Source organism: Micromonospora sp. CNZ285 (assembly GCF_004637285.1).
In genome coordinates this window covers 2,432,968-2,451,393 of sequence record NZ_SPQD01000001.1, presented here as the reverse complement: position 1 = coordinate 2,451,393, position 18,426 = coordinate 2,432,968, and the positions used below count along the sequence as shown (strand labels likewise).

Annotated in this window: 19 protein-coding genes; 5 read left to right on the top strand and 14 right to left on the bottom strand. The window is 73.8% G+C overall.

Features of this window, described 5'->3' with window-relative positions; genetic code table 11:
* The first annotated feature begins 1 nt into the window (after nt 1).
* Nucleotides 2-1,525, top strand: a complete 1,524-nt coding sequence (locus CLT75_RS11235) for a class I SAM-dependent methyltransferase (protein WP_135240749.1) — start codon at nt 2-4, stop codon at nt 1,523-1,525.
* A gap of 60 nt (nt 1,526-1,585) precedes the next feature.
* Here the strand turns inward: CLT75_RS11235 and CLT75_RS11230 are convergent, their stop codons facing one another.
* Genes CLT75_RS11230 through CLT75_RS11205 form a run of 5 tightly spaced genes read right to left on the bottom strand, consistent with a single transcriptional unit; the run spans nt 1,586 to nt 6,705 of the window.
* Nucleotides 1,586-2,287 carry a LysE family translocator gene (locus tag CLT75_RS11230; protein WP_135240748.1) on the bottom strand — a complete coding sequence of 234 codons (702 nt, stop codon included), beginning with the start codon at nt 2,285-2,287 and terminating at the stop codon, nt 1,586-1,588.
* The gene (locus CLT75_RS11225; RefSeq protein WP_486485131.1) at nt 2,280-2,654 is read right to left on the bottom strand and encodes an avidin-fold protein; all 375 of its coding nucleotides are present in this window, start codon (nt 2,652-2,654) and stop codon (nt 2,280-2,282) included. Before CLT75_RS11225 ends, CLT75_RS11230 begins: the two co-directional genes overlap by 8 nt.
* Before the next feature lie 5 nt (nt 2,655-2,659).
* Complete coding sequence (locus tag CLT75_RS33135; protein ID WP_486485130.1) at nt 2,660-4,963, bottom strand: FAD-dependent oxidoreductase; 2,304 nt, start codon at nt 4,961-4,963, stop codon at nt 2,660-2,662.
* Nucleotides 4,956-6,314: a class I tRNA ligase family protein gene (locus tag CLT75_RS11210; protein ID WP_135240745.1), complete on the bottom strand. Its 1,359-nt coding sequence runs from the start codon at nt 6,312-6,314 to the stop codon at nt 4,956-4,958. Before CLT75_RS11210 ends, CLT75_RS33135 begins: the two co-directional genes overlap by 8 nt.
* Nucleotides 6,307-6,705 carry a cupin domain-containing protein gene (locus CLT75_RS11205; protein WP_135240744.1) on the bottom strand — a complete coding sequence of 133 codons (399 nt, stop codon included), beginning with the start codon at nt 6,703-6,705 and terminating at the stop codon, nt 6,307-6,309. The genes CLT75_RS11210 and CLT75_RS11205 overlap by 8 nt, the downstream gene beginning before the upstream one ends.
* 315 nt (nt 6,706-7,020) lie before the next feature.
* Between CLT75_RS11205 and CLT75_RS11200 the strand changes: the two genes are divergently transcribed.
* On the top strand, nt 7,021-7,929 hold the full coding sequence (locus CLT75_RS11200) for a helix-turn-helix domain-containing protein (protein WP_486485339.1): 909 nt from the start codon (nt 7,021-7,023) through the stop codon (nt 7,927-7,929).
* Between the two features lie 19 nt (nt 7,930-7,948).
* On the opposite strand, the gene CLT75_RS11195 is transcribed toward CLT75_RS11200, so the two are convergent.
* The 5 genes from CLT75_RS11195 to CLT75_RS11175 all read right to left on the bottom strand — a co-directional run bounded on the left by CLT75_RS11195 (nt 7,949) and on the right by CLT75_RS11175 (nt 11,252).
* Nucleotides 7,949-8,623, bottom strand: coding sequence for a pyridoxamine 5'-phosphate oxidase family protein (locus CLT75_RS11195; protein ID WP_135240742.1), 675 nt, complete (start codon nt 8,621-8,623; stop codon nt 7,949-7,951).
* A 64-nt stretch (nt 8,624-8,687) separates the two neighbouring features.
* Entirely contained in the window at nt 8,688-9,050 is a 363-nt protein-coding gene (locus CLT75_RS11190) for an ArsR/SmtB family transcription factor (protein WP_135240741.1), read from the bottom strand.
* Between the two features lie 95 nt (nt 9,051-9,145).
* Complete coding sequence (locus CLT75_RS11185) at nt 9,146-9,553, bottom strand: arsenate reductase ArsC (RefSeq protein ID WP_135240740.1); 408 nt, start codon at nt 9,551-9,553, stop codon at nt 9,146-9,148.
* A gap of 82 nt (nt 9,554-9,635) precedes the next feature.
* Nucleotides 9,636-10,721, bottom strand: coding sequence for an ACR3 family arsenite efflux transporter (arsB, locus tag CLT75_RS11180; RefSeq protein WP_135240739.1), 1,086 nt, complete (start codon nt 10,719-10,721; stop codon nt 9,636-9,638).
* A 147-nt stretch (nt 10,722-10,868) separates the two neighbouring features.
* Nucleotides 10,869-11,252: a metalloregulator ArsR/SmtB family transcription factor gene (locus tag CLT75_RS11175; RefSeq protein WP_135240738.1), complete on the bottom strand. Its 384-nt coding sequence runs from the start codon at nt 11,250-11,252 to the stop codon at nt 10,869-10,871.
* 303 nt (nt 11,253-11,555) lie between these two features.
* Here CLT75_RS11175 and CLT75_RS11170 point away from each other — a divergent pair, with 303 nt between their 5' ends.
* Nucleotides 11,556-12,458 carry an IS5 family transposase gene (locus tag CLT75_RS11170; protein WP_135240737.1) on the top strand — a complete coding sequence of 301 codons (903 nt, stop codon included), beginning with the start codon at nt 11,556-11,558 and terminating at the stop codon, nt 12,456-12,458.
* 8 nt (nt 12,459-12,466) lie between these two features.
* Here the strand turns inward: CLT75_RS11170 and CLT75_RS11165 are convergent, their stop codons facing one another.
* The 4 genes from CLT75_RS11165 to CLT75_RS11150 form a co-directional block, all read right to left on the bottom strand.
* On the bottom strand, nt 12,467-13,243 hold the full coding sequence (locus CLT75_RS11165; RefSeq protein WP_135240736.1) for a DUF2470 domain-containing protein: 777 nt from the start codon (nt 13,241-13,243) through the stop codon (nt 12,467-12,469).
* Nucleotides 13,244-13,394: 151 nt separating this feature from the next.
* On the bottom strand, nt 13,395-13,691 hold the full coding sequence (locus tag CLT75_RS11160; protein WP_135240735.1) for a DUF1540 domain-containing protein: 297 nt from the start codon (nt 13,689-13,691) through the stop codon (nt 13,395-13,397).
* Nucleotides 13,692-14,108: 417 nt separating this feature from the next.
* Complete coding sequence (locus CLT75_RS11155; RefSeq protein ID WP_318334566.1) at nt 14,109-14,786, bottom strand: response regulator; 678 nt, start codon at nt 14,784-14,786, stop codon at nt 14,109-14,111.
* Nucleotides 14,783-16,738, bottom strand: a complete 1,956-nt coding sequence (locus tag CLT75_RS11150; protein WP_135240734.1) for a sensor histidine kinase — start codon at nt 16,736-16,738, stop codon at nt 14,783-14,785. Before CLT75_RS11150 ends, CLT75_RS11155 begins: the two co-directional genes overlap by 4 nt.
* 279 nt (nt 16,739-17,017) lie before the next feature.
* Between CLT75_RS11150 and CLT75_RS11145 the strand changes: the two genes are divergently transcribed.
* Entirely contained in the window at nt 17,018-17,197 is a 180-nt protein-coding gene (locus CLT75_RS11145) for a hypothetical protein (protein WP_135240733.1), read from the top strand.
* Nucleotides 17,194-18,210 carry a cupin-like domain-containing protein gene (locus CLT75_RS11140; protein WP_209310310.1) on the top strand — a complete coding sequence of 339 codons (1,017 nt, stop codon included), beginning with the start codon at nt 17,194-17,196 and terminating at the stop codon, nt 18,208-18,210. The genes CLT75_RS11145 and CLT75_RS11140 overlap by 4 nt, the downstream gene beginning before the upstream one ends.
* Nucleotides 18,211-18,426 lie beyond the last annotated feature (216 nt).

Genomic DNA, 18,426 nt, shown 5'->3' with positions numbered 1-18,426 from the left:
CATGACCGACCTGCCGACCCGCTTCGTGCTGTTCCCGGGGCGGCACCACCTGCTGACCCGGTTCCAGGCCGACTACCTGAGCCGGCTCGCCGGCGACGAGGCCACAGTGGTCTGGGCGGTGACGTCGGCCAACCACGAGAACACCCGGCGCAACCCCGTCGCGTACCACAGGCGGGAGGCCGCGATCGAGCGGTTCAGCGTGCTCACCGGGTTGCGCTCGCTGGCCGTACCGATCTTCGACACCGCGTACACCGACACGTTCGCCGAGGTGACGCTCAAGAGCATCGCGGTGGCCACCGGACTCGAACTCACCCCCGCCGACACGGTGGTGGCCTGCTCCACGCCGGAGGTCGCCAAGCTGTACGAGCGGCTCGGCTTCGCGATCGCGCAGGTCGAGGCCGACCCGGACCTGCCCGAGACCCCGGAACGGCCGTGGGACGTGCTGCTGCGCCTGGCCGCCGGCGACGAGACCTGGCGGACGCTCACCCACCCGGCGACGATCGACGTGTTCGAGCGCTACCGCCTGGTCGAGGCGATCCGGTCGGTGGTGAACGACCCGCTCGTCGGCGACGAGGGCGGCCTCACCGTCACCCGTGACTACCGCACCTACGTGGAGGCGTTCGCCTCGGCCGCGCACCGCAAGTGGGACTCGGTGCGCCGGTACGTGCAGCCCGGCCGCATCGTCGACATCGGCTGCGGCGCCGGCGCGGTCCTGGAACTGGCCGACCGGGAGTCCGCCCTGCGGGAGAGCGACCTGATCGGCGTGGAGGTGGCCCGCCACCTCTACCAGGAGTGCCTGCACAAGAAGGCGCAGGGCGTGTTCCGCAACGCCAACGTCTACTTCTTCCACCGCAACGTCCTCGGCGGCGCGGTGTTCAAGGACCGCTCTGTCGACACCACGCTCACCTTCGCGCTCACCCACGAGATCTGGTCGTACGGGCGGCAGCGGGAGTCGCTGCTCCAGTTCGCCCGCCGCATCCACGACCACACGGTGCCCGGCGGCGTCTGGATCAACAGCGACGTGTGCGGACCGGACGACCCCGGTCGGCCGGTGATCCTGCGGCTGACCACAGACGACGGCGACAACCCCGCCTCGCCCCGCCGTGACCTGGCCGACCTGACCTCGGCCGAGGTCCGGCGGTACGTCTCGGGACTGTCGACGCGGGCGCGGCTGGACCAGTTCGCCGTGGACTTCGCGTTCGGCTTCGCGTACGAGCCCCTGGCCGACGGCGCGGTCCGTCTCGGCCTGGGCGCGGCGATGGACTACCTGACCCGCAAGGACTACACCGACAACTGGCTGTCGGAGACGAAGGAGCAGTTCTGCGGCCTGAGCTTCGCCGACTGGACGGCGTTGCTCACCGAGGCAGGTTTCGAGATCGGCCCGGCCTCGGCGCCGGTCCGCAACGACTGGGTGATCGACAACCGGATCGCACCGGTCGCGTCCCTCACCGACCTGGACGGCCGGCCGCTGGAGTGGCCGACCACCCACGTCCTCACCGTTGCCCACCGTCCGCGCAACGCCTGACACCACAGCGCCGCCGGCCCGGCTGGATGCGGCCGGGCCGGCGGGCGCCTGTGGTGCGGCTCAGTGGCTCAGCGCGATCCGCACCGCCAGGACGATCAGGATCAGCCCGGTCAGCCGTTCGATCACCAGCAGCACCGACGGCCGCGTCAGCCAGGGCTGCAACCGGTCGATGAGCAGGATGTAGCAGGCCCACCAGAGCACGGCGAGGCCGATGAACGTGGCGGCCAGCACCGCCGTACGGGCCGCCGCGCCGTCGCCGGGCTTGACGAACTGCGGCACGAACGAGACGTAGAAGACGACCACCTTGACGTTCAGCAGTTGGCTGGTGACGCCCATGACGAACGAGCGCCGGGCCACGTGCGGCTCGTCGGCGGCCACCGTCTCCGGCGCGGCGGCAGGGCCGGTGCCCGCGTCCGGCCCGGGGCCGCCCGCGCCCACGGGGACCGGCTGCGCGGCCGGGGCCGTCGCCCGTCGTGGCCGGGTGGCCCAGAGGATGGTGCCGCCCAGGTAGAGCAGGTACAGCGCGCCGGCGACGCGCAGCACCGTGTAGAGCGTCGGCGAGGACACCAGCAGGGCGGACAGGCCGGCGGTGGCGAGCGAGGCGTGCACCAGCGCGGCGGCGAACAGCCCGGCCAGCACCACGAACCCGGCCCGCCGCCCGTACCGCACGGTCTGCCGGGTGACCAGGGCGAAGTCGACGCCCGGCACGATGATGATGAGCAGGCTCGCCGCGACGAAGCTGACGATCTGGATGTCAGACACGCTGCTCCTCCCTCGCCTCGGCGCGGGCCGGGGCGGCCTCCTCGATGACGGAGACGCCGCTGTCGCGGCGCGGCCCGTGCCGGCGCCACTGCTCGCGCAGCCGGATCCGGCCGTCCGGCAGCCGCTCGGGCCGCGACTCGCACTCGCCGACGACGATGCTGCCGTCGACGAGCACCTCCACGTACGCGAAACGCACCACGCCCCGCGCGTCGCAGGTGCCGGCGAGCCGGCCGTGCCGGACCGGGCCGCCGGAGATCTCCGCCCAGACCAGGTCGCCGCGCTGGTGGTAGTGCCCCCGCAGCGGGTCGGCGTCGCCGGCGTGGTCGACGGAGACGAAGATCCGGTCGTCGTAGTCGAATGACGTCATCGCACTCACGCCCATCGGGTGCTGAGGTAGTCGTCGCGGAACCGGCAGACGGTGCGGCCGGCGATCGAGTTGAGGATCATCGCGCTGCGGATCGGCAGGATGCTCAGGTTGGAGTCGACGAGCCCTTGGACGTACCGCCCCCGGTTCAGCACGAAGATCTTGTGGTCGTCGGCGTGCTTCCACCGGATCGAGTAGTCCGACTCGATGACCGGCTCACCGCGCTCGTCCAGGTCGATCAGCGCGGTCAGCTCCGGGTCGAAGGGCAGCGGCGCCTGCCGGCGTCCCGCCGCGACGACGAGGTTCACCGCCCGGTGCCGTTCCTCGCCGCTGCCGGCGGTCAGGCACTCCAGCTCGACCTCCCCGTCGAGCTGCCGGGCGCCGGTCACGGTACGGCTCGGCATGATCGTCACCGGGAACCGGCCGGTGCGCAGCCGCTCCTCGTAGTTGTGCTGGTAGACGCCGCGCAGCGTGCCGGGGGAGATGCCGTCGCTGGTCAGGATCTGACCGGAGACGAGCCGTTCCCGCACGTCCCGGGACAGGGTGAGGAACGCCTCCTGGTAGGCGGGCCGGTACAGGTCGTTCGCCGACGGGGAGTCCTCCAGCGGGGCGAACCACGACCGCCGTCCGATCCACCTGATGTCGCGGCACCCGCGGGCGAGCAGCGCCGCGACGCACTCCGCGCTGGTCTGGCCGCTGCCGATCACGATCCACGGCAGGTCCGGCTCGTCCGGCACCGTGGCGAGGCGCTGGTGCAGCTCGTCGGCGACGAACAGGTGCCGGGGGTCGAGGGCGTCCAGGAACTCCGGTACGAAGGGGACGGTTCCGCTGCCGAGCACCAGGTGCCGGGAGCGGGCGACCTCCGCACCGCCGCTGCGGCTGACCAGCGCGCCGTCGAACTCGACCCGGTCGACGCGGGTGCCGTACGTGATGCGCGGCAGCTGACCCGCCGCCCACACCAGGTACTGCTGGTACTCGATCCGGGGGATGGTGTCGAACCCGGCGCCCAGCAGGGCGTACACCCGGCCGGTGGTGACCAGGTAGTTGAGGAACGACAGCGGGTGGGTCGGGTCGTAGAGCGAGACCAGGTCCTTGACCCAGCCGGTCTGCATGCGGACGCCGCTGTGCAGCATCCCGTCGTGCCAGCCCGGCCGGTCGCGGGCCTCGAACAGCGCGATGTCGTGCGGCGCGAGGGTGTCGTACATCGCCGCGAGGCTCAGGTTCGCCGGCACGGCGCCGATTCCCACTGTGTGAAAGGTCTGCGTCATCAGTCTGCCTCTGTCTGGCCGTGGGGGACAGGGATCGCGGTTCGGGTGTTCAGCAGGGCGGTGGCGGCGAGCCGGCTGGCGGCCAGGACGGTCTTGGCGGCGCCGCCGCTGCCGCCGGTGAAGGTGTGCACCGCGCCGGCCACGTGGCGCAGGGCCAGGCCGGCGGGTTCGCTGTAGCAGTCGGCGGCGCTCACCGGCAGGCCGGCCGGTCGCGGGTCCAGGCCGGGCAGCCGCCGTGCCGCCACGGTCAGGACCCGTGCCGCCAGCGCGGCGTCCGGCTCGGGGGACGGCGGGGTCGACGTCCCACCTGTCGCTGGGCAGCCCGAGCAGCATCCGCCCCGGACCGGCCGGCCGGCCGTAGAGGCCGCTGGTCTCGTCCACGAAGCACGGCAGCTCGGCGCGGCCGGTGACGTGGTGGGCGTACTGGATGTGCTTGGTGCGCAGCGAGGCCGGCAGCCCGGCGGCGCGCAGCAGGCGCGGGGTCCAGGCGCCGGCGGCCACGACGACGAGGTCGCCGGTGAGCCGGCGGCCGTCGCGCAGCTCGACCACGCGGTCGTCGAGGCGGGCCACCGGTGTGGTCTCGGTCCGGCCGAGGCCACGCAGGACGGTCCGGCGCAGCCGGTCCGGGTCCAGGTAGCCGGCCCGGTCCTCCCAGATCCCCACCGTGCCGTCCGGGAGTCCGGCGAAGCCGAACCGGTCGGCGACCTCGGCCCGGGTGAGTATCTCGGCGCCGTCCACGCCGGCCGCCGGCCCGGCGTCGAGCAGGTAGAGCGAGCCGGTCCGCCGCCACCCCGCCGCTGTCGCGAGGGACGGATCGGCCAGCAGTTCGGCGAGGCTCGCGGCGGCGAGGGACCGGGCGGCCGGATCGGGCTCGAAGGCCCGCACCAGCCCGCCGGACGCGGCAGTCGCGTCGGCGGGCCGCCCGTCCGGACCGCCGCCGTGCGGACCGATCAGGACCGCGTCGGCGCCCGCGTCCCGCAGCCGCCGGGCGAGCAGGACGCCGCTCACGCCCGCGCCGACGACGAGCACGCGCGGCTCACCCATCCGAACCCGCCGGTTCCGCGCCGCCGACGACGCCGAGCAGCCGGGCCGCCCGCGTCGGCGCACCGGGGTACGCGGCCAGCGCCGCCCGGACCGCGGTGGCCGGGTCGAAGTGCTCCGGGCGCAGCGCCTGCTCGCCGCGGGTCAGCTCGGTGTCGGCGAGCACGCCGTCCAGGCCGGGTACGGCGCCGGCCAGGGTCGCGGCGTACCGGGCGGCGAACGCCTCGTACGCCTCCGGCCGGAAGTCGGACTCGTAGCTGTCCGGCCGGTCCCAGCTCAGGAACGCCCGGACCATCGCCGGGTCCTCGGTGGCCAGGAACTCGTGCGCCCAGATCGCGTGCTCGCGGCTGGTGGAGAACTTGGCGCCGGTGAGCCGGTAGAACTCGTTCACGACCAGCCCGGTCGGCCGGTCGGGCAGCCCGGCGGCCAGGTGCAGGGCCGGGATGAGCAGCGCGTAGTAGAACGCGTTGTCGACCCCGAGGAAGATCCACTGCTCGTCCACGTCCCGCCACGCGTCCAGGTACCCGGCCAGCGTGTCCGCGTCCGGCCGCAGGTGGCGGGCGGGCAGCACCAGGTTGGCCAGGGCCATCTCCGCCCAGACGTCGATGCGCAGGCCGTCGTCCCACTCGACGCCCCAGTCCGTCGGGTACGCCAGCGGCACCTCCGGCAGCCCACCGTCGAGGTACGAGGCGACGAGGCGCCGCAGCCGGGGCGGCAGCACCGCGCGGGACCAGAACTCGGCCAGCCGCTCCCGGTGCTCGTCGAGCCGCAGCACCGGGACCGTGCAGGTGACCGGTTCGGGTGCCGCGTCGCAGCAGGTCGACCGCGCACCGGCCAGGTTCGCGGCGGTGCAGAAGCCGCCGCAGCCCTCGCAGGTACCGCCGTTCGCGCCGGCGCCGCAGGCCGGGCAGCGCCCGGCGACCCGGACGTGGTGCAGGGTCCGCCGGCAGGCCGCGCACGCGCGCAGCGACACCGGGGCGACCTCCACCACCTTCGCCTCCACCAGTTCGGTGAGCAGGCTCGCCACCGCCCGGCGGTAGTCGGCGTCGGCCAGCGGGTCGGCCATGACGTCGTACCGGATGCGCGCGGCGCGCAGCGCGGCGTGGATCGACGAGCCGAAGTGGTCGACGGTGTCCGCGGGAGTCTCGCCCCGCGCCTCCGCCCGGGCGAGCACGTAGTTCTGGTGCGCGTCCAGGCCGCACTGGGTCACCACCCGCCGGCCGGCGGCGCGCAGCGCGCGGGCCGCGATGTCCCCGGCGACGTACGGGCCGCTGAGGTGCCCGAGGTGCAGCGGCCCGTTCGGCGTCGGTGGCGGCGTCACCACCAGCACCACGCCGGAGGCGGCGTCAGTCACGGCCGGCTCCGTCGTCCGCGCCGGGCTGCGCCGCGTCGTCGGGCTGCGCCGCGTCGTCGGGCCGGGGCATCCAGTAGATGCTGAGGATGGTGAGCGGCTGCTCCGGCGAGGGGTTGTGGATGACGTGGCGCTGCTCGGGTTCGAGCAGGATGACGCCGCCGGTCGGCACCTCGACCTTCTCGCCGCCCGCCTCGTAGATGGCCGTGCCGCGGGTCACCACGGCGAACTCGACCTCGGGGTGGATGTCCTCGCTGCTGCTGCCGCCGGGCGGGATCACGCACCACATGGCGTCGAACGGCAACGGGCCGAGATCGCGGTACTGCGTCCAGCGGCCGATCCGGATGCCGTACTCGTCGGTGAGTTCGGCGGTGTCGCTGACGTACCTTCGCATGTTCGTCCTCCTGGTCGGCGCGCTGCCCTCCGGGCCCGCGCCGGACGGATCTGAGGTTTGCGGAGAGTGACCGGAAGTGCTGCTTCTGCGACGCTGCACCGATGCCGGGAAGGGCCCGTCTCGTCGACCGTCGATTCGACTCCGGTCGATAGCGTCGGACCCACTGTGGACTTAACCTCGTCTGGCCAACAGGAGCTTCACCGGCAGATCACCGGCAATGTCGCTGCTGACTGCCCGCTCAGCGGTCGCGGCGTCGGTGGTCCACCGTCATGAATCCACCAGAACCGGTACGGAGACGACGCTGTGATCGGCTACATGGATACGTTGGGTCATGAAATAGCTACCGCCCGGCGACTGGCCAACCTGACACAGGAGGAGTTGGCCGCTCGTACCGGACTGAGCGTCCGGAGCATCCGCAACCTGGAGTCGTCGCGGGTGACCCGTCCGCGGCCCGCGACCGTCCGGCTGCTCCGCGAGGTCCTCGGCCTGCCCGCCCACCCGGCGCTGTCGGCCCGGATCCGCCCCATGCAACTGCCGCTGGAGATTCCCGGCTTCACCGGCCGTTCCGCCCAACTGCGGCAACTCGACCGGCTGCTCGACGGCGGACCGCGACGGATGTCGAGCGTGGTCGTGTGCGTCCTGTCCGGCCGGTCCGGCATCGGCAAGACGGCGCTGGCGCTGCGCTGGGCGCACCGGTCGGCGGCCCGGTTCGCCGACGGGGTGCTGCACGTCCAGCTCGGCGGCAGTGAACCGGGCAGAGCGGCGGTGCCGCCGGCGGAGGCGCTCGGCGGCCTCATCGAGGCGCTCGACGTACCCGGTGGCGTCCCGTGCGGACCTGCGGCGCGCACCGGGCTCTACCGCAGCGCGCTCGCCGGACGCCGGATGCTCATCGTGCTCGACGACGCCCGCGACGCCGACCAGGTGCGGCCGCTGCTGCCCGGCGTACCCGGCTGCATGGTGGTCGTGACCAGCCGGCACCGCCTCACCGGCCTGGTCGTCGGCGAGGCCGCGTGCCCGGTCGTGGTCGACGAGCTGGCCGCCGGTGAGGCGTGGGACCTGCTGGCGGCGCGCCTCGGCGAGCGTCGCCTCACCGCCGAGCGCGCGGCGGTACGGGAGATCATCGCGCACTGCGCCGGTGTGCCCCGGGCTCTCGCCGTGGTGGCCGCCCGCGCGGCCGTCCAGCCCCGGCTGCCGCTGGCGGAGGTGGCCCGCCAGCTCCGGTAGGCGGACCGGGGGCCGCCCGTCAGCCCTGGTCGGCGCGGGTGCCGGCGCGCGCGGCGACGTGCGCCGGCACCGGCGTCGCCGGCGGCAGCGCCGGGTCGGTCACCGGCTGCTCCCAGCGCGCGACAAGCGGCAGCTCGCCGGCCCAGAGCCCGAGGGCGGCGTCCGGGCTGTCGCCGTCGTCCGGCGGTCCGCTGCGCGTCTTGACCGACGCCTCGGCCAGCGGAAGCGCCAGCAGCGCGGTGGCCGCCAGTTCCCGCCGGTTCGGGCGGCGGGCGTGGTCCCACTGGCCGGGGGCGACGTGCTCGGTCAGCAGCCGCAGGCCGTACACCTTCTCCTCGGCGTCGGTCACCCACCGGGGCCGGCCGTAGATCATCGCGCTGCGGTAGTTGATCCCGTGCTCGAACACCGAGCGCGCCAGGACCAGCCCGTCGACCACGGTGACCGTCACGCAGACCTCGGCGTCGGTGGTGAGGCTCCGGCTGGCCACCGAGCCGTGCAGGTAGAGGTGCCTGTCGTCGAAGCCGTAGACGGTCGGCACCACCATCGGGCCGCCGTCGACGAGCACGCCGAGATGGCAGACGGAGGCGGCCCGGAGCACGTCGAACAGGGCGGCGCGGTCGTGGTGCCCTTTCTCCTTCATCCGGCGCAGGGTCGTACGCGGCGTCGCGGACAACCGCCCGTCGGTGTCGGTCATGACTGATCTCCTGTCGGCCCCGCCGTTTCTACCGGCTCGGGCCGCGCACCTCAAGGGTGCCGGCTCAGCGGACCTTCTTCGTCGGCCGTTTACGAGGCGGCGTCAGCAACTCGGCGATCGCCGAGATCGCGGACGGCACCAGGCGGTAGTACGCCCACACGCCCCGCTTCTCCCGCTCGATCAGACCGGCCTCGGTGAGGATCCGGAGGTGGTGGCTGACGGTCGGCTGGGAGAGACCGAGCGGCGCGGTGAGGTCGCTGACGGACGCCTCGCCCTCCGGCGCGGACTGGATCAGGCTGAGCAGGCGCAGCCGGGCCGGGTCGGCCAACGCCTTCAGGACGCCCGCGAGGCGTTCGGCGTCGGCACGCTTGATCGGCTCGCCGGTGAGCGGCGAGATGGCAGGGGTGGCAGTCTTCGCAGTTCCCACGCTTGCATCGTCGCACCAACGGCGGCCGCCCGCCGGTGCAATCAGGACCGGATCATCGTCGGTTGCCACTCCGGTGTCGACCGTGAGGGCGGATGTCAGGCGGTCGGGTGCAGCTCGGCGAGCAGCCGTTCCACCCGGGTACGGATCTCGTCCCGGATGGGGCGTACCGCGTCGACGCCCTTGCCCGCGGGGTCGTCGAGCTTCCAGTCCTCGTACCGCTTGCCCGGGAAGACGGGGCAGGCGTCACCGCAGCCCATGGTGACGATGACGTCCGAGGACTCCGCCGTCTCGTACTCCAGGAGCCTGGGGGTCTGGTCGGTGATGTCGACACCGACCTCCCGCATGGCCTCGACGGCGGCCGGGTTGACCTGGCCGGCGGGCGCGCTGCCGGCGGAGCGCACCTCGACGGTGTCGCCGGCGAGGTGGCGCAGCCACCCGGCGGCCATCTGGGAACGGCCGGCGTTGTGCACGCAGACGAACAGGACGCTGGGCTTGTCGCTCATCGGGTCTCCCTGATTCGGGTGGTTGCCGCGCGGCGTGCCGCGGCGCGGTGGATGCCGGTGACGGATCCGGGGCCGAGGCGTCTCACGGCCGGGTTCCCGGTGCGGGGAACAGGCGGGCGCGGGCCCACAGCGAGACGTAGACCAGGCCGACGAGGACCGGGACCTCGATCAGCGGGCCGACGACGCCGGCGAGGGCCTGGCCGGAGGCGATCCCGAAGGTGCCGATCGCGACCGCGATGGCCAGTTCGAAGTTGTTGCCCGCCGCGGTGAACGCCAGGGTGGTGGTGCGTTCGTAGTTCAGGCCGATGGCCCGGCCGAGCAGGTAGGAGCCGGCCCACATGAGGGCGAAGTAGGCCAGCAGCGGCAGAGCGATGCGGGCCACGTCGGCCGGTCGGTCGGTGATGGCCTCGCCCTGCAGGGCGAACAGCACGACGATGGTGAACAGCAGTCCGTACAGGGCGACGGGCCCGATCCTGGGCAGGAACCGCCGCTCGTACCAGTCGCGGCCCCTGGTGCGCTCGCCGAGGCGGCGGGAGAGGTAGCCGGCGAGCAGGGGGATGCCGAGGAAGACGAGCACGTTACCGGCGATGTCCCAGCCGGAGACCTCCAGCGCGGCGCCGTCCAGACCCAGCCAGCCCGGCAGCACCGACAGGTAGAACCAGCCGAGCAGGCCGAAGGCGAGGACCTGGAACACCGAGTTGACGGCGACGAGGACCGCTGCCGCCTCCCGGTCGCCGCAGGCCAGGTCGTTCCAGATGATGACCATCGCGATGCAGCGGGCCAGGCCGACGATGATCAGACCGGTGCGGTACTCCGGCTGGTCGGCCAGGAACACCCAGGCCAGGGCGAACATGACGGCGGGACCGACGATCCAGTTGAGGATCAGCGACGAGACCAGGAGGCGCCGGTCACCGGTGACGGTGTCGAGGCGGTCGTAGCGGACCTTGGCCAGGACCGGATACATCATGATCAGCAGGCCGAGGGCGATGGGCAGGGAGATGCCACCGACCTCGACGGCGCCGAGAGCCTCGTCCAGGCCGGGGACGATCCGGCCGAGCAGCAGACCGGCGACCATGGCCAGGCCGATCCACACCGGCAGGAACCGGTCGAGGCGCGACAGGCGTGCCACCACCGGCGGGGCGTGGTCGGCTGTGGTGGCGGTACTCATGGAGGCTCCAGTGGGTTGTCGGTGCCGGCGCGTACGCGCAGGGTGAGGCCGCGCCGGTGCGGGGCGGCTGCCTCGAGAGCCTGCGGGCCGAGGCGGTGGCAGGTGTGACGGTGATCGGACCGGCTCTCCGCGGGGTGTGGCGTGCGGCTACCGCTGCGCCGCGGCGGCCGGCTCGATCGACAGCAGGCCGGCGAGCTGGCGCAGGATCTGCGGCCGCGCGCGGTAGTAGACCCAGGTGCCCCGCCGCTCGGCGTCCACCAGGCCCGCCTCGCGCAACGTCTTGAGATGGTGGGAGATCGTCGGCCCGGTCAGGTCGAACGCCGGCGTCAGGTCGCACACGCACACCTCGCCGCCCTCGGCGGACGCGATCATCGACATCAGCTGCAGCCGTACCGGATCGCCGAGGGCCTTGAACGCGGGCGCGAGCACCGCCGCCGTCTCGGCCGGGACCCGGCGCTGCGCCAGCGAGGGGCAGCACGGCGCGTCGGCGTTGAGGTCGACGAGGGGAATCGGCGCCTGTTGCTTCGGCATGTCTCTAGGTTGACACCCATCTAATCAGCGCGCAAGCCCCTGTTTAGACCGACATCAAGACAGGGTGTCGCTGCGATGCGTTCAGTACGGAGCGGAAGCGGCGGGCTCGACGGCGAACCCGGCTGACCCGCGGCGCTCGTGAGCCTCCTCGATCCGGGCGGACGCGATCCGCCCCGGCGCCCTAGCCCGTGTTTCGTAAGTGGGCGTGGGCCGGGTGAGGTCACGGCGTGGCGGTGATCGATTGCTGAAGAGGTCTCCGGTAAGTGGGTAAGCGACCAAGCAAACCTGAATACCGGAGACCTCGTGGCCAGCCTAGCGGCGGCGGCGCGGCATGACCTCAGCGACATCCAGTGGCAGCACCTGCACCCTTTGCTGCCTGCGGAATCGTCGCGGGGAAGACCGTGCAAGTGGACCAGACGACAGATCATCGACGGCATACGGTGGCGGGTACGCACCGGTGCGCCCTGGCGTGACGTACCCGCGAACTACGCCCCATGGCAGACGCTGTATCGATGGTTCCGCCGCTGGCAACGTGATGGCACCTGGGCCCGCATCCTCGCAGGGCTGCAAGCCGCAGCCGACGCGGCCGGGCGCATCGACTGGACCGTCAGCGTCGACTCCACGATCAGCCGCGCCCATCAACACGCCGCCGGCGCCCGCCGTAACGGCGACCAGCAGAAAGAACCACCCGGCGGGATCTACGCCGAGCCTGCCGATCATGCGCTGGGCCGTTCGCGAGGCGGATGGACCACCAAGACCCATCTCGCCTGCGAACAGGGCCGTAAGGTCCTGGCCACCGTCGTCACGGCCGGACATCGCGGTGACAGCCCGCAATTCACCACGGTCCTCGACCGCATCCGCGTCACCCGCTGCGGTCCCGGCCGGCCCCGGACCCGCCCGCAGCAGGTCCTCGCGGACCGGGCCTACACGTCCAGGGCCAACCGCGCCTACCTGCGCCGACGCGGAATCAAGGCCTGCATCCCGAGCAAGACCGACCAAGACGCCCACCGCCGCGCCAAAGGCTCCCGCGGCGGCCGGCCACCCGCCTTCAACCCTGAGACCTACCGCCGACGCCACGCCGTGGAGTGCGGCATCAACCAGCTCAAACAACACCGCGCCATGGCCACCCGCTACGACAAACTCGCCGTCCGCTACGAAGCCACCCTGACCATCGCCGCCATCAACCAGTACCTCCGGGCCTTATGAAACACGGGCTAGGCGACAAGCGTCCGCAACGCCTCGGCGAGGCCGGCGCCGGCGGTGACCGGCCGGGTGAAGGACAACCGGGTGTCGGTGTGACCGTCCGGCCGCTCCGCGCGCAGCACGATGCCCTCGGCGTCGAGCGCCACCGGGACGATCCGCGTCGCGCCGGCGCCGCTGTCGACGAGCGTGCCGAGCCGGTCCAGGAGGTCGCTGTGGCAGCGGGCCAGGTGCGCGAGGTGGGCGGCCTCGTCGACGGCGATCGGGTCCGGGCGGGCGGCCCGGTACGTGCCGGGGTCCACCGCGACGGGCTGGGCGGCCCGGTCGAGGACGATCTCGTCCGGCGCGATCGCCCACAGCGCCACCGGCGGCAGGTCGAGCAGCGACATCACGGTGGCCGGGTCGCAGGCGTCGAGTGCGGCCGGGTCGAAGCGGCGGGCGGTGCCGAGGATCCGCAGCCGGGCGCGCACCCGCGAGCGTACGGCGACCGGCGCGAGGTGGGTCACGTCGAGGCGTACCGCACCGCTGTGGCCGCGCGCGGCCACCAGCAGGCCGCCGGTGCGGCTCATCGCGTCGACCGCGAGCACGATCGTGCCGTCGGGGAGGACAGCGTGGGCGGAGAGGAGGTCGGCGGTGGTGTCGCCGAGCGTCAGCCGCACCGAGGAGGCGGCGCTCAGCACGCACCGGGCGGAGACGGCGTCGCGGGGCGTGGAGGGGAGCGCCGACGGCCGGGCGGCGACCGGGGCGACGCCGGCCGACGGGGCCGGGCGCCCGGCGGGGTGCAACGCCATGTCTGTCTCCTCGGCCGGGAAGGGGTGAAGTCGGCCCAGGTCAGACGGTAGTAGGTAAGGCTTACCTGTGCAACGGCGGGTCGGATGCCGCACAGCCGTACGGGTCACGACGGTGACCGTCGTGACCCGTACGGGCGTGGTGTCCGGTTCGTCAGGCGGGCTGGTAGGTCAGGCAGTCGCTGACCGTGGCGCCCGGGCCGACCGTGATCGACTCGGCGGTGCAGGCGAGGTTGGTGTTGTACACGCACTCGGCCCGCGCGCAGGCGCCCACCGCGCCGGTGACCTCGGCGATCCCGCCGCTGAGCGAGGACTCGACGAACGTCGCGCAGGAGGCCGCGTCGGCGGACGCCGCCACGGTGATCGCGGGAGCGTGACAGCCGTTGTCGTTGAAGCTGCACGCGGTGGCGGCGCATTCACGTACCGGCGGAGACTGCAACAGGGTCTTCATGGTGCCTCCAAGTCATGCGGGCCGGCGGACACGAACAGCCGGCCTCGTGGTGCTCGAATGCCATCGGGTATTTGCCGTGCGGCCCGGTCCTCAAACCCGTCCGCCGTCAGTGAGGATCATGCTCACCTTAACAACGGAATGCGGGGTTGGCGGCCGTAAGTCGCCGTTTCCGCGCCGAGTCCCGGACCGGCGAAGATGAGCCTTACCTTGGTTAGGGAAGGCTTTCTTCCACACGGGGAGGCGTCCTTCTCCGCCCCGCTCCCGGCGCGGCGGGGCGGCCGGCGGCAGCGCCGGTGAGCAGCCACGACACAGGCCCGGCGTGTGCCGGGAGCGCCCCGGAACGGCGTGCGGGAATCGTCTCCGCCGACCGGACCGGAATCGAAACCGGGGCGCCGGATTCGAAATCGGCGGCGCCGATCAGCGGGCCGGGGACGGCGGCAGTTCGGCGGCGTTCGGATTACCCATTCCGTGGTCGCGCGCCCGGGCTATCGCCTCGGCGCGGCTGCCGAGACGGAGTTTGACCAGAATGGCGGAGACGTTGTTCCGTACGGTCTTGGCGCTCAGCCCGAGCCGGTGCGCGATGAGCGGGTTCGACAGGCCCCGGGCGAGCAGGCCGAGCACCTCGCGTTCCCGGTCGGTCAGCTCCGGGAACGGGCCGTCGGCGCGGGCGCCCAGCAGAGCGGCGGCGCGGTCGGCGAGCGGGCCGCCGAGGACCAGGTCGCCGCCGGCCACACCCCGGATGCCGCGCTCCACGTCCGCGGCCGAGGCCCCCTTGAGCACGTATCCACGCGCTCCGGCGCGTACCGCGGCGACGAGTGAGGCGTCGTCGTTGAGCATGGTCACCACCAGCACCCGGACCTCCGGGTGGTCACGGCTCAACGCCCGGGTGGCCTCGATCCCGGATCCCGGCCCGAGATGGAGGTCCATCAGCACCACGTCCGGCCTGGTGCTGTCGACCAGCACCCGGGCCTCGGACGCGTCGGCGGCCTCGCCGACGCACTCGATGCCGTCGAGCGTGTCCAGCAGCGCGCTCATGCCGAGCCGGAAGACCGGGTGGTCGTCCACCACGACGACGCGGATCGGGTGGTCGGTCACCGGCACTCCAGGGGGACGGTCAGGCAGACGGTGGTGCCGCGGGAGGGTGCCGGCCCGACGGTCAGCGTCGCGCCGACCGCCTGCGCCCGTTCCCGCATGGCGTGCAGGCCCACGCCGGGGCGGACCGGCCCGGCGGCCACGCCCCGGCCCTCGTCGGTGACGGTGACCCGGAGCAGGTCCGGTAGCCGGTCCAGCGACACCGTGCAGGTGTCCACCCCGGCGTGCCGGTGCACGTTGCGCACCGCCTCGGCGGTGACGCCGTACGCGGCGGTGGCGACCGGCTCCGGCAGCGGGTCCAGCGATGCGGGGGCGCGCATCACGATCCGCAGCCCGGCCCGCGCGTACTGGGTGCGCAGCAGGTCCAGGGCGGGACGCAGGCCGCCGTCGGCGAGCACCGGCGGCAGCAGCCCGTGCGCCAGCTCGCGTACCTCCGCCGCCCGTGCGGTCAGCTCCTCGGTCAGCCGGTCCAGCAGTTCCTCGGCCCGGTCCGGGTCGCGGCGCAGCAGGTTGCGGGTGGCGGCCAGGCCCAGCCCGATGCCGCTGAGCGCCGGCCCGAGGCCGTCGTGCAGGTCCCGGCGCAGCGAGCGGCGCTCCTCGTCGCGTACCTCCGCCAGCCGCTGCCGCGACCGGGCCAGGTCCCGGTTCGTGCCGGCGAGGTCCACCATCGCGGCGACCACCGGGGCGAGGACGGCGAGCGCCTCCCCGGCCCGGTCGTCCAGCAGCTCGCCGGGCCGGGGCCAGGCGTGCAGGTGGCCGACCAGCCGGTCGCCGCGGACCAGCGGCACGGTGACCGGCGGCCCGCCCTCGTGCGGCGGCGGCTGCGGCCCGTCCTCGGTGATCCGCACGTCGGCCAGCCGCAGTGCGGTGGCCACCGCCGCGCCGATGTCGGTCGTGCTGCCGCCGCTGCGCACCACCCGGTGCAGCAGGAGTTCGGGCGACTCGCCGTGCACGAGCCCGTCCACCCGTCGCTGCACGAGCGCGCGGACCGGCTGGAAGGCCGCCGCGATCACGCCGGTGACCAGCAGTTGCGGCAGCGGCGCGGCGTGCGGCAGCAGCCGATCGGACACGGCGACCGCCGCGCAGTAGGCGGCGATCACCGTCGCGGTCATCAGGTGCCAGACCAGGGTGCGCCGGACGGCCAGCCGCATGCCCCACAACTGCTGGCGCAGCACCACCACTGCCACCGCGGCGGGGAAGAACGCCTGGGAGGCGAGCATCAGCAGCGCGGGGACGGCCGGCGGCACCACCGCCGGCGGCAGGAGCGTGGCCAGGAAGGCCAGGGTGAGCAACGCGCTGCCCGCGGTCACCCAGCCGAGGCCGTTGCGCAGCGCGGGCTCCCCGCGCCGCCACCGCCACGCGACGCCGGCGGCGGCGAGCGCGCCGAGCCCGACCAGCGCGTACGGCAGGACGGGGGACAACGGTCGCAGCAGCGCGGCGCGGGCCTCGCGCAGTTCCGGCGTCAGCGGCACCACTCCCACCGGCGGCGGCGCGGTGGCGAGGACGGCCACCGTCAGCGCCACGTACCCCAGGCCGACCGCGACCGCGATCCGGTCGAGCCGGCCGGGCGGCCGCTCCGGCAGCAGCCAGGGCATGACCACGACGAGCGAGTAGAGGCCGGGCACCCAGGCCCACTGGTGCAGGGCGGTCAGCAGCGGCGGCCCGCCGACGGCGAGCTGCCACTGCGCGCAGCACGCGGCGAGCGCGCCGCCGAGCGCCGCCGCGCCGGCGATCCACCCCGGAAGCCGGCTGCCGCTGCGCCGGCGGCTCAGGATCAGCCATGCCGCCGCGCCGTAGACGACGCCGTCGAGCAGGTCGACGAGCGAGTAGAGCTGACCGGCGGTGAACGGGGGAGTCGCCACCGCCCAGCCGGCGACCGCGCCGAGCGTGAGCACGCCGGTGGCGACGAGGACGGCCCAGGCCGTTCGACGCGGAGTGAGGAGGTCGTCACGCATGTCGGGTCCACTGTGTCAGGCCGGGAGGTGTCGGGGGACCACCTGAACGGCGTGAGCCGGGTGGCGGGCCGGGCGGTACGCGGGCCCGCCGTACCGTTTCCGCGCCGGCGCGGCCCGCCGCCGTCACCCTGCGGGCGGCGGCGTCCCGGCGGCCAGGGGCGGATGTCCCGGTCCGGCCGGGACGGCGGGATCGGCCGTGCGGTGCGGCGACGGCGTCCCGGGCCGGACGGGATCGGCGTCCCTGGCGGCCCGGGACGCCGCGCCGGTTGACTGCCGGGCATGACCGACACCACGCCGGACCACATCCCGGCCCACGTCAAGAACTCCTACGTCAACTGCTCCGAGTACACCCGGGCGCCCCGGCTCACGCCGCCGCCCGCCGACGTCCGCGGCGGCGCCGTGGTGCTGTCGCTCCGCCCGGCCGCGCCGGCCGCTCCGCCCGTCGAGGTCACCCGGTGACGGTGGCCGCCGCGCCGGGCCTGCTCCCCGCCTGGCGGGAGTGGCTCGCCGAGAACCTGGCGATGGGCGTCGCCACCGGGCAGGCCCGCGCGGCGGCCGTCGCCGCCGGCGCGGACGCCGACGCCGTCGACGCGGAGCTGGCGGCGCTCGCCGGCCATCCGTACTTCGCCGTGTGCCGGCGGCTCGCGCTGCGCTACGACTGGATGGAGTCGGTGCTGGACACCTACCGGGTGCTGCGCGAGGACGACGGGGGCCGCGCCCTGGAGCGCCGGTCCGCCCCCGGCGCCGAGGAGTTCTTCGCCCGCTACTACTACGGCAACCGGCCGGTCGTGCTCGACGGCCTGATGGAGGACTGGCCCGCGCGGGACTGGACACCGGCCCGGATGGCCCGCAGGTGCCCGGACGCTGTCGTCGAGGTGATGACCGGCCGCGAGGCGAACCCCGACCACGCCTGGCAGTACGACAGGCACCGCACCACCATGCCGTTCGCGGACTACGTGGCGCTGCTGGACTCCGGCGCGCGGACGAACGACTACTACATGGTGCCGCGCAACGAGAACTGGAACGGCGCGCTGCGGGCGCTCGCCGCCGACGTGCGGCCGCCGGCGCACCTCGTCGACCCGGCCGGTGGCGGGCACCTGCTGCTGGGACCGGCCGGCACCGTCACGCCGTTGCACGTGGACAACAGCACCGTGCTGCTCTGCCAGGTGCTCGGCCGTAAGCACGTCCGGCTGGTGCCGTCGTACCAGCGGCATCTGGTCTATCCCCGCGGCGGGACGTTCAGCGCGGTGGACGCGGCGCGACCGGACCTCGACCGGCATCCCCGGTACGCCGAGGCGACGGTGCTGGAGACGGTGCTCGAACCGGGGCAGATGCTGCTGGTGCCGGTCGGCTGGTGGCACTGGGTGCACGCGCTGGACGTCAGCGCCACTGTCACGTTCCACCACTTCCGGGTGCCCGGCCGCAACCACAAGATGGCCACGCCGCCGGCGGCCGGTGCCGAGGCCGTGTAGCGAGCGTCACACTCCGGCCACAGTGGTCGGTCCGGCGCCGCCGGCACGGTCGGCCGGTCGGCCGGTCGCATCCACCGTCCGGGGGAGGTGCCCGTGGTACGACGGGCGCGGCCCGGTCCGCCGTTCATGTCCATCACCGCCGCCCGGGCAACCGTACGCGAAGAATTTTTTCGCCGGGTTGCCCGGCGCGGCGGCGCCCCGGGGAGGCCGCGACGC